We start from the raw sequence: 13424 nt of genomic DNA on the forward strand, positions 1-13424 counted from the left end.
CGCAATCATGTTCTTGCGTGTGCTTTTAAGTTAACTACCTGTTAACTCTTGTCATGTTCTTGTTCGTGCAGCAGGCTTGGATGAGTCCGCAAGAAAGTGATTATTACTCACTCGGAATAATCAATAAGGAGCATCATGCCCCGCTTATCCTCCCCAAGACGCCTCGCCTCGTTGAGTTTGGCCTGTGTCGTCGCCTCATCATCGCTGGGCTTGATGGCCATCCAGCCCGCCACCGCAAGCCCCCTGGTCCTGCCCGCCGAGCTCGTCGGCGCCGCCGAAGCCGCCACCATCACCTCCGGCAGCCTCGCCGTGGACATCGCCACCACCTTCCCCCAAGTCCTCGGCTACACCGACACCGCCACCAAGGCCCGCCTCGACGGCACCCCGGCCCGGTTGAACACCATCACCCTCAACGGAGTGGAGTTCAATGTCAGCGGAACGTCCACGGCCTCCGGAAAGGATGCCCGGGATTACGTCCTCACCGTGCCCGATTTCGGCAACACCGTGATCAAGGTGCGGCTCTCCGTCAAGAAGAATGTGGTGTCCTTCAACGTCACGGAAATCAAGGACTCCGCGGACCACCTCGTGAAGACCCTTCAACTCCCCCGGCTGAACCTGGTCACTGTAGGTTCCACCCAGGCCGGGGCCCAGGTCTCCACAGCCAATCTGTCCGTCGACCGAAGCGTCAGCGGAGACGAATTCACGCCCGTTACTGCAGCTACGCCCCTGGATACTGCACCCAAAAGCTCCGCGTACGCGCTGGCCAACACCGCCGCACTGGGTGCCGCCGTCGAATCAAACGCCCTCTACGACACTTCCTCCGGCCCGGGAGCGAAAGACAAGGGACGCTTCTGGCGCCAGGCCGTCAGCGACGGCGCCGGCGGGGTGGCCATGGGCATCGCCAGCGGCCAGTGGCTGTACCGTGCCGATGGTTCCACCACTACGGAGGAACTTCCCTGGACCCGGGTTGCCATCACCACCGATGCGAATGCCGATGGCGGCGTGGACTGGCAGGATGCGGCCATCGCCATGAGATCCATCCAGGTGTCCGCCAACAAGGGCGAACAGACCCCGGACAACGTGGTCACCCACATCCCCTTCAACTTCGCCTCACAAGCAACCCACCCGTTCCTCCGCACCCTGGACGACGTCAAACGCATCTCCCTGGCAACGGACGGACTGGGCCAGGTGGCCATGCTCAAGGGCTACACCAGCGAAGGCCACGACTCGGCCAACACCGACTACGGAAACAACTTCAACACCCGTGCAGGCGGCCTGGAGGACCTCAACACTTTGGTGAAGGAGGGCAAAGACTGGAACGCCAGCTTCGGCGTCCACATTAACGCCACAGAGATCTACCCCGAAGCGAAGTCCTTCAGCGAAGACCTGTTGCGCGCCGACAAGGGACTCGGCTGGAACTGGCTGGACCAGTCGTACTACATCAACCAGCGCCAGGACATCAACTCCGGCAAGCTGGCCCAGCGCATCAAAGAACTCCGCGAGGCCACGGACAAAAACCTGGACTTCGTGTACGTGGACGTCTACTACGAGTTCGGCTGGCTTGCCGAGAAGCTGCAGCAGGAACTGGTCAAGAACGGCTTCCGTGTCGGCTCGGAGTGGGCCGACCATCTGTCCCGCAACAACACGTGGTCCCACTGGGCCAACGATGAGAAGTACGGTGGCTCCACCAACAAAGGCGTCAACTCGCAGATCCTGCGCTTCATCAACAACACCCAATCAGACGTGTGGAACCCGGACCCCAAGCTCGGCGTGAGCCACATCGTGGAGTTCGAAGGCTGGACCGGGCAGAACGACTTCAACGCCTTCAGTGAGAACGTCTGGACAGCCAACCTCCCGGCGAAGTTCCTGCAGCACCACCAGATCACCAAATGGACACCAGACCGGATCGACCTCGCCGATGCCGTGGCCGTCACCGGAAACACCGCGGAAGAACGCAACATCACCGTCGCCGGAACCTCCGTGCTGCAAGGCGGAAGCTACCTGCTGCCGTGGTCCTCCAAGGAAAACGGCAAGGCCGACAAGCTCTACCACTACAACCCCGCCGGTGGCGCCAGCACCTGGACGCTCACGGAGGAATTCGCCAAGTCAACATCGCTGGAAATGTTCAAGCTGACCGACAACGGACGCGTGAAGGTCGCTGATGTACCGGTAATCAACGGCCAGGTCACCGTCACCGCGGACCCGAAGCAGCCCTACGTCCTCACGAGCAAGAACAACGCGCTCCCCAAGAAGGCGGACTTCGGCGAAGGCACAGCCTTCAACGATCCCGGTTTCAACGGCGCCGACCTCTCCCCCTGGAACCCCACGGGCAACGTCACCCAGGTGCGCGACGACAAGGGCCGCCGCTTCGCCGAGATGGGGGCAACGCCGTCGTCGATCAGCCAGGACGTCAAGCTGGACGCCGGAACCCAATCCGTCAGCGCCTGGGTTGAAATCCAACCCGGCAAGGTCCGGCCCACCACCCTCTCTGTCGAGATCAACGGCAAGACCGAAAGCACCACCATCGATTCATCCAACGCGGAAAACTACGTGGCCGGCGACGAGAAGCACGGGACCTCGTTCCAGCGCGTGCGGGTACTGGTGGACGTGCCGCGGAACAACACGAAGGCCACTGTTTCCGTCAAAGCCGCCGACGGCGACGCTACAGTCCGCGTCGACGACTTCAGGGCGGTGAAGACCGCCCGGGTTGCCACCACCGGCGTGCTCAGCGAAGACTTCGAGAACGTGGACCAAGGCTGGGGACCMTTCGTGAAGGGCAACGCCGGCGGCTCAACGGACCCCCGGACTCACATCACCGAGCGCAACGAGCCGTTCACCCAGAAGGGCTGGGACACCAATGTGATCGACGAAGTCCTGGACGGCACATGGTCCCTGATCGCGCACGACGAAAACACCGCCCCTGACGGCGGACCGGGCATGGTGTACCGCACCACCGAGGCGGGCGTTCCGTTCCAGGCCGGCCGCAAGTACAAGGTGTCCTTCGACTACCAGAACTCCAAGGCCGGGCAATACGCCTGGGTTTCCGGCTACGACTCGCAGGCGGGCCCCGCAGTGACGGGCAGCCAGGCCATCGACGCGAAAACCACCACCACGCGGTTCGAGCAGATCCTCGACACCGGCTTCTGCGGTGACTACTTCGTGGGCTTGCAGCGTACCGGCAGCGCCAACGGATCGGACTTCACGCTGGACAACTTCCTGGTGGAGGACCTCGGTGCCTCGGAAGCCGTCCCGGCGTGTGCGCAACTCACCGCCGGGCTTCAAGGCGACGTGGTCCAGCAGGGCAAGGCACAGGACTTCGTCACCACGTTTATCTCCGACGAACCGGCAGCCATCAGCGGCCTCGCCGTTGCGCTTGAGCTCCCCGAGGGATGGACCGCGACACCGTCCACGCCGGCCACGGCAGCAACCCTGCCCGCCGGTGGCACCCTCACCACCACCTGGAAGATCACGGCACCCGCGTCCGCGGACGGCGACTACCCCATCACGGCCAAGGCCAGTTACACCGCCGCAGCATCGGGCAACAACCCGGCAGGCGGCCGGACCATCAGCACCACCACCATTGTCCGGACACTGCCCAAACCGCCGCAGGCCACAGTGTTCGCCAGCGACCACCCATGGGTCAGCGCCACCAACGGCTGGGGCCCAGTTGAAAAGGACCAGTCCAACGGCGGAACCGGGGCCGGCGACGGCACCCCGCTAACGCTGAACGGCACCGTCTACGCGAAGGGTCTCGGCGCACACGCAAACGGCAACATCCGCTACTACCTTGGCGGCTACTGCACCGCCTTTACCGCAACAGTAGGCATTGATGACGCCCAGCCGACGCGGGGCAGCGTGAAGTTCTCCGTGGTGGCTGACGGGACAACCAAGGTAACAACCCCCGTCCTGGGAGCCACCAGCGCTCCCCTGCCGCTCACCGTTGATGTCACCGGCGCCCAGTACGTGGAACTCGTGGCTGACGACGCCGGCGACTCCAACGGCAACGACCACGCCGACTGGGCCGACGCTAGGTTCACGTGCTCGTCCACGTCCCAGGAACCGCCCGCACCCGTCCTGCACGGCACCGTGTTCGCCTCCGACTTGCCCTGGATCGGCAGCATCAACGGTTGGGGTCCAGCGGAAAGGGACCGGGCCAACGGTGAGCAGAACGCCGGTGACGGACCCGCATTGCGGCTTGACGGCGTCGTCTACCCCAAGGGAATCGGCGTCCACGCCGACTCGAAGATCAGCATCGCCACCGAAGCAAAGTGCACCGCCTTCACCGCCGTGGCGGGAGTGGACGACGCGAAGCTGAACAAGGGCCTGCACGGCTCGGTGGTCTTCATCGTGAAGGGAGACGGACGGGAACTGCTGCGGACTCCCGTTCTCAGCGCCGACTCTGCAGCACTTCCCCTCAACGTGGACATCACGGGAGTCCAGAACGTCGAACTGATCGCCGACAGGAACGGTGACGACGCCGGCGACGACTGGGGTGATTGGGCGGACGCGAAGTTCAGCTGCGCATAGTCCCTCCGCGCAACAGTCTTTCCACGCAACAGCAAAGGAGGGCGGTGTTCCTACCGGAACACCGCCCTCCTTTACTGTTATCCCTTTGCCGTCATCTCTTTGCTGTGGCGCCTTTACTGTTGTCCTGGAACGCGCGCACGCCCGCCCGCCACACCGAGTGCGTCAACGGGACTCCCGGACGGTACGCCAGATGGGTCGCCGACGGTGCCTTCAGCATGTGCAGGTCAGCCCGGTGGCCGACGGCTAGCGAACCCACCGCCCGTTCGCCGTCGACGTCGTTCCCGGACTCCCGGCCCAACGCCAAGGCGCCGCCGTACGTCGCCGCGCGGACGGCCTCGTGGACGCTCAAGTGCATCTGGAGAACCGCTGTGGTGACGCAGAAAGCCATGGACGTGGTGTACGACGTTCCAGGGTTGCAGTTGGCCGCCAGCGCGATCTGCACGCCGGCGTCGATCAATTCACGCCCAGGCGCCAAAGGCTGGCGGGTGGAGAGATCGCAAGCCGGAAGGCAGGTGGCAACCGTGCCCCGTGCTCCGTTGCCTGTAGCGGCGTCCCAGCCGGTCCAGGTTTCCGCGAGGGCGGCGATGTCCTTGTCCGAGAGATAGTTCACGTGGTCCACACTCGCAGCCGCGAACTCCACGGCCAGCGCCACACCCGGCCCCTCGCCGAGCTGGTTGCCGTGGACCCGCAGGCCGAGACCTGCGTTGCGGGCCGCCGTCAGGACGCGACGGGACTGGTCTTCGGTGAAAGCGCCGCGCTCGCAGAAGACGTCTGCCCAGCGGACGTGCGGGAGGACGGCGTCGAGCATGGCACCGCAGACCAGGTCCGTGTACTCCTCAGGGTCCGAACCGGCGGGGACCAGGTGCGCGCCGAGGTACGTGACCTCGTCGACCTCGGCCGCGGCGATCCTGGCGCTGCGGGCTTCGTTGTCCACGTCCAGCCCGTAGCCCGTCTTGCTCTCCAAGTAGGTGGTCCCCTGGGAGACCGCCTCTTTGACCCGGTCCCGCACGAGGCGGCTGAGTTCGTCGTCGCTGACACTGCGCGTAGCTCCCGTGGTCACGGCGATGCCGCCCGCGCTGTAGCTCTGCCCGGCCATGCGGGCCTCGAACTCGGCGGTGCGGTCCCCCGCGAAGACAAGATGGGAATGCGAATCGACCCAGCCAGGCAGGACGGCGCGGCCTTCGGCGTCGACTTTTTCATCGGCGGCCGGAGCGTCCTGGCGGGACCCGATCCAGGAAATCCGTTCGCCTTCAAAGACGATGGCCGCATCCGTGAGGACCCGGTGCTCCAGGTCCTGGGTCATCAGCTCGCCGATGTTGGTAATGAGTGTGCTGGCTGGTGTGGTTCCGCTCATATGCCTATTGTTCAGCGCCGGATGGACCAACGGGTGGCCGCGAGTTGCTCCGCTGTCCGGGATTCCGGACTCTCCGCCTCGACGGTGCCAAGGATGAGGGCCGCAGCCAGTTCAGCGATGGCAGAGGACGTCTGGAAACCGTAGCCGCCCTGTCCGGCCAGCCAGAAGAAGCCGGGTGCTTCGGCGTCGAATCCCACCGCCGGGATGCCGTCGGCGGCCTCGGTCCGCAGGCCGGTCCAAGCGCGGTCCACGGACTGGATGCCCAACGTTGTCACGCTGTTGAGCCTGGAGATGAGGCTTTCAACGTCCCCGGGCTGTGGTTTCGCGTCTTCCGGACCGCTGGGAACGTGCTCTGACGGCGAGATCAACACTTGCTTGCCTTCAGGCCGGAAGTAGAAGGAATCATCCGCCGCGCACACCATGGGCGTTTCAAGCGTCAGCGGATTCCGGACGTTCACGATTGCGGCGGTCCGCCGGAACGGCTGAAGCCCCAGCTTCTCCACGCCGCTGATGACTGCCAGCTCATCTGCCCAGGCACCGGCCGCATTCACCACGACGCCGGACTGGAACCCTTCGGTGCCGGCGCCCACCTGCCAGCCACTCCCCAAGCGCTGGGCCGAATGGACCTTGGCACCGGTGATGATGTCCACGCCTGCGGCCTCTGCGGTGCGCCGGTGTTCGTCGAGCAGCAGTGGAGCATTACATCCGAACGAGCCGTTGTCGAGTCCTGCGGCAGTGAAGGAATCCGGGGCGAGGACAGGGCACAGGTCCATTGCCTCAGCGTGGGTGATCCGGTGCATGTTGCCACTGGCCTCGGCACTCACCGTCTCCTCATCCCCCACCAGCATGAAGCCTCGCGGAGTGAGGATCGGCTCCGTTGCCCGGGTGTCGCGGGCGGCCAGCAATTCCAAGGTCCGGAGAGTCAGCTCCTGCACCACCGGCGGCCCGTAGCTGGGGATCAGTTGACGGGCCGAGCGTGAAGAAGTGTGGAAGGCCAGCGATTGCTCAGCTTCCACCAGAGCTACTGTGCATTTGCCCGCCAATGCCGCCGCCAAGGACAGCCCGGCGATACCGCCACCAACGATTACCACGTCATAATTCGAAGCCATGGATCCATCCTGTCAGAAGCCCGCCGAACCGCCACCGATCCTCGCTCACATCCCACGGGCTTCCCGGGATCGCTCGCTCACTTTCTTGGGAAAAGCGATGGAGGGACGCCTGGAAACCCGAGGGATGTGAGCAAGCGACGCGGGCAAGCACGCGGGACGTGAGGAAGGGTTTGGAGGGGTGACCGCGGCGCGACTGTTGACGACGACCCGAACGCACGCACCGCCGTCGACGTCGCCTGTCCGGGCAGCACCAACTACCAACGCTTACTCACGAAACAGGCCGTTAAACCCCAACGCTCACTCACATAACAGCCCCTTAAAACCCAACGCTTACTCACTTGTTAGAAGGAAGTGAGCGAGCGTCGCGGGCAAGCACGCGGGACGTGAGGAAGCGACGGCAGGAAACCGTAGGGATGTGAGGAAGCGTTCGGAGGGGTGACCGCGGCGCGACTGTTGACGACGACCCGAACGCACGCACCGCCGTCGACGTCGCCTGTCCGGGCAGCACCAACTACCAACGCTTACTCACGAAACAGGCCGTTAAACCCCAACGCTCACTCACTTGTTAGAAGGAAGTGAGTGAGCGTCGGAACCAAGCACGCGGGACGTGAGTGAGCGTCGGAACCAAGCACGCGGGACGTGAGGAAGCGTCGGAACCAAGCACGCGGGACGTGAGGAAGCGTCGGGATCAAGCACGCGGGACGTGAAGAAGCGTCGGGATCAAGCACGCGGGACGTGAGTGAGCGTCGGGATCAAGCACGCGGGACGTGAGGAAGCGTCGGGATCAAGCACGCGGGACGTGAGGAAGCGTCGGGATCAAGCACGCGGGATGTGAGCGAGCGCTGTTAGGCGACGGCGGCGCGGCTCTTGACGAACGCTTGGACGCACGCTTCGACGTCGTCAGCACTGTGCGCGGCCGAAAGCTGCACCCGGATCCGTGCCACGCCCTTCGGCACTACGGGGAAGCTGAAGGCGGTGACGAAGACACCATTGTTGAGCATCTCGTCAGCGATCTTGGCGGCCACCACGGCATCGCCAAACATGACGGGGATGATGGCGTGTTCGCCGTCGAGGAGTTCGAAACCTTCCTCGCTCATGCGGCGGCGGAACAGCGCGGCGTTCTCGAAGAGGCGGGTGCGCAATTCTCCGGATTCCTGGACGAGCTCGATCGCCTTGATGGTGGCCGCAACAATGGCCGGGGCGAGGGAGTTGGAGAACAGGTAAGGGCGGGCTTTCTGGCGCAGCATGGCGACAATTTCGCCGCGGCCGGAAACGTATCCGCCCGAAGCCCCGCCGAGGGCCTTGCCGAAGGTTCCCGTGTAGATGTCGACGCGCTCGGAGACTCCGGCGTGCTCCGGCGTGCCGGCGCCGGTGGGGCCCATGAAACCGACGGCGTGGGAGTCGTCAACCATGACCAGGGCGTCGTGCTTCTCGGCGAGATCGCAGATGGCTTCCAGCGGAGCGAGGTACCCGTCCATGGAGAACACGCCATCGGTGACGATGATCTTGCGGCGTGAGCCCTCGGCTTCGACCAGCTTGGCTTCAAGGTCCGCCATGTCCTGGTTGGCGTAGCGGAACCGCTTGGCCTTGCTCAGGCGGATGCCGTCAATGATGGACGCATGGTTCAGCGAGTCCGAGATGATGGCGTCCTCGGGGCCGAACAGGGACTCAAAGACACCGCCGTTCGCGTCGAAGCAGCTGGAGAACAGGATGGTGTCCTCCGTGCCGAGGAACTTCGATACACGTGCCTCAAGTTCCAGGTGGAGGTCCTGGGTGCCGCAGATGAACCGAACGGAAGCCATGCCGAAGCCACGCTCGTCCATGGCGGACTTGGCGGCGGCAATGATGTCCGGGTGGTCGGCCAGGCCCAGGTAGTTGTTGGCGCAGAAATTCAGTACCTGGTTGGCGGGCTGGCCGAGCTGGCCGGCGGCGATGTGGCTAGCCTGCGGGGAATCGATGTGGCGTTCGGTCTTGAAGAGGCCGGCAGTGCGGATCTCGTCGAGTTCGCCCTGCAGCTGGTCTTTGATGGCTGAGTACATGGGTGCTCCTAAGTCTTTGGCGGTCCGGGTGGCGGTTCGGTCCGGTTTACAGTTCGGTCCAGTCAAGGACCACTTTGCCGCCGGTGCCGTTGCGGGCGATTTCGAAGCCCTTTTCCCAGTCGGCTGCGGACAGCTTGTCGGTGACGACGGCGGAGATGCTGCGGTGGAGCACGGGGTTGGAGGACAGCATGGCGCTCATGGCGTACCAGGTCTCGAACATCTCGCGACCGTAAATACCCTTGAGCGTGAGCATGTGGGTGACAACCTTGCCCCAGTCGATGTCGATGGACTGGCTGGGAAGGCCGAGCATGGCGATGCGTCCGCCGTGGTTCATGTTGTCGATCATCTCAGGCAGTGCCGTGGGGTGTCCCGACATTTCAAGACCGATATCAAAGCCTTCGCGCATGCCCAGTTCCTGCTGTGCCTCGCGGACGCGCATCTTGGAAACGTCGACGGCGAGGTCCACGCCCATCTGCCGCGCGAGTTCCAGGCGCGGTGCGGAGACGTCGGTGATGGCGATCTTGCGTGCACCGGCGTGCCGGGCCACCGCGATGGCCATCAGCCCGATCGGGCCGGCGCCGGTGATGAGCACGTCTTCGCCGACCAGCGGGAAGCTCAAGGCGGTGTGGACGGCATTGCCGAAGGGGTCGAAAATGGCGCCGAGCTCAGGGGTGACGGATTCGTCATGGTGGACCCAGACGTTCGTCTCCGGGATCACGACGTATTCGGCGAACGCGCCATCGCGCTGCACGCCCACGGAGACCGTGTGGATGCACATCTGGCGGCGTCCGGCGCGGCAGTTGCGGCAGATTCCGCATACTACGTGCCCTTCGCCGGAGACGCGGTCGCCGACCTTGACGTCGCGGACGTCCTCGCCGACTTCAACCACTTCACCGTAGAACTCGTGGCCTGCGATCAAGGGGGTTTCGATGATGCTCTGCGCCCAGGCGTCCCAGCTCTGGATGTGGAGGTCCGTGCCGCAGATTCCGGTGGTCATCACGCGGATCTTGACGTCGCCTGCGCCCGCTTCAGGTTCCGGACGGTCGACGAGTTCGAAACCGGCGTGGGGTCCGGATTTGTAGAGAGCCTTCATGGGATTCCTCACTGCTGGGGCTGCTTCACTGCTGCTGAGTCCATTGAAGCCCCGGCAACGATTTAGCACAACTAGATTCTTCTCAATCAACGATTTAGGATTTGCTAATGGAAATTCATCAGCTGCAGATGCTCCGCGAGCTCGGCGACCTGGGCAGCGTCAAGGCGGTAGCAGAGACACTCATGGTCACTCCTTCGGCTGTGTCGCAACAGCTCGCCCTGCTCCAAAGGTCCGTGGACGTGCCGTTGACACGGAAGGAGGGCCGCGCCCTGGTCCTGACCGACGCGGGCCGCGTGCTGGCCGAGGCGGGTGCCGCCGTCGTAAATGCCATGGCAGACGCGCGGGCAGCGATCGGCGCGTATCACGATGCTCCCGACGCGCCGGTCAGCGTGAGCGCCTTCCACAGCGCAGGGCAGGCGCTGTTCGCGCCGCTGGCAGCGCTGTTGGCGTCCGACGGCGGGAACTCGCCTCGCCTCCGCCTCGCCGACGAGGACGTGGCGCAGGAGGATTTCCCGGGGTTGGCAGCACGGTACGACCTGGTTTTGGCGCATCGCATGGACAACAGCCCGCAATGGCCGGAGGACAAAGTCGCGGTGATCCCACTGGCCGACGAGCCGCTGGACATCGCGCTTCCGGCGGATCACCCACTCGCATCCCGCCGCGAACTGGAGCCTTCCGACGTCGTGGATGAACCCTGGGTGACCAGCCGCGACGGTTACTCCCCCGCGGACGTCCTCGCCGCCGTCGTTGCCGTGAGCGGGAGGCCTGCGGAGGTCCTGCACCGCATCAACGACTACTCAACCGTGGCCGCGCTCGTCTCGGCCGGCGGCGCGATCGGGCTGCTCCCGCGCTTCACGGCCCGGCGTGTCCTGGACGCCGGCGTGGTGCTGCGCCCGTTGTCCGGCGTGAACTCGGTGCGCAAAATCGACATCCTGGCCCGTCCGGAGACGCTTAAACGGAAATCGGTCATGACGGTTTGCGAGTCACTTCAAACCGTCATGACCGGGCTTTCCTCACCCCGCTAGGTCAGTCGCGGACCAAAGCGGGCTGGCCGGCGTCGAAGTAGGCCACCAGTTCGGCCGGGAGTTCCGGGACCTCTCGCGCTGAGCCGTCGCCCCGCAGCGATTCTGCCGCGAGGATGCCGGCAACCACCGCCTGCCGCGCAGCAATGGGGCTGGTTTGCGTCTGCCCGCCCTCCGACGCGAAGCGGAGGAACTCCTCGATCAGGCGCGGGTCGGCGCCGCCGTGGCCGCCCTCGCCGTCCTGGATGGTGATGACCTCATCCGGTGCCGCATATCCCGACGTCCGGGAAGTCCACACATTGATGGTTTCCCCCGGTCCATCGCCCAGGTTCTCGATCCGGCCCTTGGTTCCGATGATCGTGTAGTTGCGCCAGTAATCCGGGGTGAAGTGGCACTGCTGGTAGGAGGCCAGCACACCGTTGTCCAGGACCATGTTCATCATGGAAATGTCCTCGACGTCGATCACTTCCGCCAGGTCCTTCTGCTCCGTCGGCGGCCAATTGTCCAGGGAGAACCAGTCCCCCATGCGTTTGCCGGTGTTGTCGGCACGGTTGGCGACATCACCATAGACAGCCAGATCTCCGACGGCGGCAACCCGCTTGGTGTAGCCACCGGCGAGCCAGTGGATGACGTCGATGTCGTGGGCGCCCTTTTGAAGCAGGAGGGACGTGACGTTGGCGCGCTGGGCGTGCCAGTCCTTGAAGTAGTAGTCCCCGCCGTGGCCGACGAAGTGGCGGCACCAGACCGCTTTGACGTCCCCGATCCTGCCTTCCTCGATGAGTTGGCGCATCTGTACTACCACCGGCATGTGGCGCATGTTGTGGCCCACGTACAGGCGTGTGCCGGTTTCGAAAGCCGTGCTGAGGATCAGGTCCGCGGCCTCAACCGTGATGTCGAGCGGCTTTTCGCAGAAGGTGGGGATGCCCGCCTTGAGCGTCCGGACCGCGACGGCGGCGTGCTGGCTATCGGGGGTCAGGACCAGTACGGCGTCCAGGCCGCTGGCCAGCAGTTCATCGAGGTCGGCAGTGATGCGGGCTGTGGGAATGCGCTGGGCAGCATCGGCCCTGCCGCGTTCACTGAGGTCGCAGATGATGGTGACCTCGGAGCCGTTGCCGGGCCTGTGGGCGTGCTTCCACAACCCCGAACGCAGGCCGAATCCTACGATTCCGACCTTCAAATCCTTATCCATGGTGTGCAATTTCCTTCTGCTGTTTCTTAGTAAAGTCTGGTGGCGGTGCTGCGGTGGGGCGCCGATTCGCGCACGAACAGATGCCAGGGGAAGTCGAGGACGGCGGGCTCGTCGTGTTCGCCGTGGCTGGCAGCACGCTTCAAGAGCCGCCGGGCGAGCTTGTCGAAGAAGTCCACGGGACCTACGGTGCTGAGCGAGGGCGACATCCGCTCACCCTCCACTGTGTTGCCGACACCGATGATGTCCACATCCACGCCGACCCCGAGCCCCAGGCGCTGTGCTGCATTGATGGCACTGACCGCCGCGTAGTCCGTGGTGGCGTAGATGGCGGTGGGACGGTCCGCCAGGCTGAGGAGCCGGGTGGCAGCGGCATAGGCACTGGCTGTGGTCCCATCGAAGAGCCCCACATAGTCCTGCCGCTCCGGGATGCCGGCCGAGGCCAAGGCTTCCGAGTAGGCCCGGTACCGCGATCCGCCGGAGGTGCCCGTCGCCGTTGCCGGAGTCAGGCAAGCGATCTGCCGGTGGCCGTGGAGCAGGTGCTCCACGGCCATCCGGCAGCCGGGGCCGGCAATGGAACGGATGACATCGAAGCCGTCCGCTTCCAGGACCTCGTCGAAAACCACCAGGGTGGTCCCGCGTTCCGCGAGTTTGCGCAGGTCATCGCGCTGGTTCTCGCGGACAGCATCGACGAACACCGCGTCTGCGTTGTGTGTGCCGAGTACTTTGACCCAGTCAGCATCGCCGAGGATCATCGGCGTGATTCCCAGCGGGACCGCGGCCTTCTGCACGGCTTCGATGACGGACAACGACCAAGGATCGGAGAGCATGGTCAGCGACAGGATCACGGTGTTCGTGCGGCCCGTCCGGATGGCCCGGGCCGCCTGGTTGGGGCGGTAGCCGAGCCGCTCGGCAGCAGCCTTGACCTTTTCCGCCGTCGGATCCGAAACGCCTGGTCCGCCATCACCGCGCCGCCCTGACAACACATAGGACACCGTGGCGGTGGAGACGCCGGCCAGTTCGGCCACCATTCGAATGGTGGGCCTTACTCCGGTGCTGCTCGCTTTTGCCATGGTTCCCCCTGCTTGTTCGCT

The 13424-nt window shown here is 64.6% G+C and carries 8 protein-coding genes; 2 read left to right on the forward strand and 6 right to left on the reverse strand.

All coding sequences use genetic code 11. The features are described from left to right. The first annotated feature begins 135 nt into the window (after positions 1-135). Positions 136-4527 carry an endo-alpha-N-acetylgalactosaminidase family protein gene (locus AB4Y81_RS08640; RefSeq protein WP_441995672.1) on the forward strand — a complete coding sequence of 1464 codons (4392 nt, stop codon included), beginning with the start codon at positions 136-138 and terminating at the stop codon, positions 4525-4527. 91 nt (positions 4528-4618) lie between these two features. Here AB4Y81_RS08640 and hutI read toward each other — a convergent pair whose 3' ends face one another. From hutI to tdh, 4 genes are all read right to left on the reverse strand, one after another. Then, positions 4619-5881 (reverse strand): imidazolonepropionase, encoded by a 1263-nt coding sequence (hutI, locus tag AB4Y81_RS08645; protein ID WP_441995673.1) that lies wholly within the window; start codon positions 5879-5881, stop codon positions 4619-4621. Positions 5882-5892: 11 nt separating this feature from the next. After that, positions 5893-6990, reverse strand: a complete 1098-nt coding sequence (locus AB4Y81_RS08650; protein ID WP_441995674.1) for an NAD(P)/FAD-dependent oxidoreductase — start codon at positions 6988-6990, stop codon at positions 5893-5895. Between the two features lie 845 nt (positions 6991-7835). Further along, positions 7836-9029 (reverse strand): glycine C-acetyltransferase, encoded by a 1194-nt coding sequence (locus AB4Y81_RS08655; protein ID WP_064721846.1) that lies wholly within the window; start codon positions 9027-9029, stop codon positions 7836-7838. 46 nt (positions 9030-9075) lie between these two features. Continuing rightward, on the reverse strand, positions 9076-10122 hold the full coding sequence (tdh, locus tag AB4Y81_RS08660) for an L-threonine 3-dehydrogenase (protein ID WP_055975051.1): 1047 nt from the start codon (positions 10120-10122) through the stop codon (positions 9076-9078). Positions 10123-10229: 107 nt separating this feature from the next. On the opposite strand from tdh, the gene AB4Y81_RS08665 reads away from it, so the two are divergent. After that, positions 10230-11147: a LysR family transcriptional regulator gene (locus AB4Y81_RS08665; protein ID WP_018777435.1), complete on the forward strand. Its 918-nt coding sequence runs from the start codon at positions 10230-10232 to the stop codon at positions 11145-11147. 1 nt (position 11148) lies between these two features. Here the strand turns inward: AB4Y81_RS08665 and AB4Y81_RS08670 are convergent, their stop codons facing one another. Both AB4Y81_RS08670 and AB4Y81_RS08675 read right to left on the reverse strand, forming a co-directional pair. Beyond that, positions 11149-12333, reverse strand: a complete 1185-nt coding sequence (locus AB4Y81_RS08670; protein WP_441995675.1) for a Gfo/Idh/MocA family protein — start codon at positions 12331-12333, stop codon at positions 11149-11151. A 26-nt stretch (positions 12334-12359) separates the two neighbouring features. Then, positions 12360-13403, reverse strand: coding sequence for a LacI family DNA-binding transcriptional regulator (locus tag AB4Y81_RS08675; protein WP_441995676.1), 1044 nt, complete (start codon positions 13401-13403; stop codon positions 12360-12362). Positions 13404-13424: the final 21 nt, after the last annotated feature.

It is taken from the genome of Paenarthrobacter sp. TAF1 (assembly GCF_052113825.1).
Lineage (GTDB): Bacteria > Actinomycetota > Actinomycetes > Actinomycetales > Micrococcaceae > Arthrobacter > Arthrobacter nicotinovorans.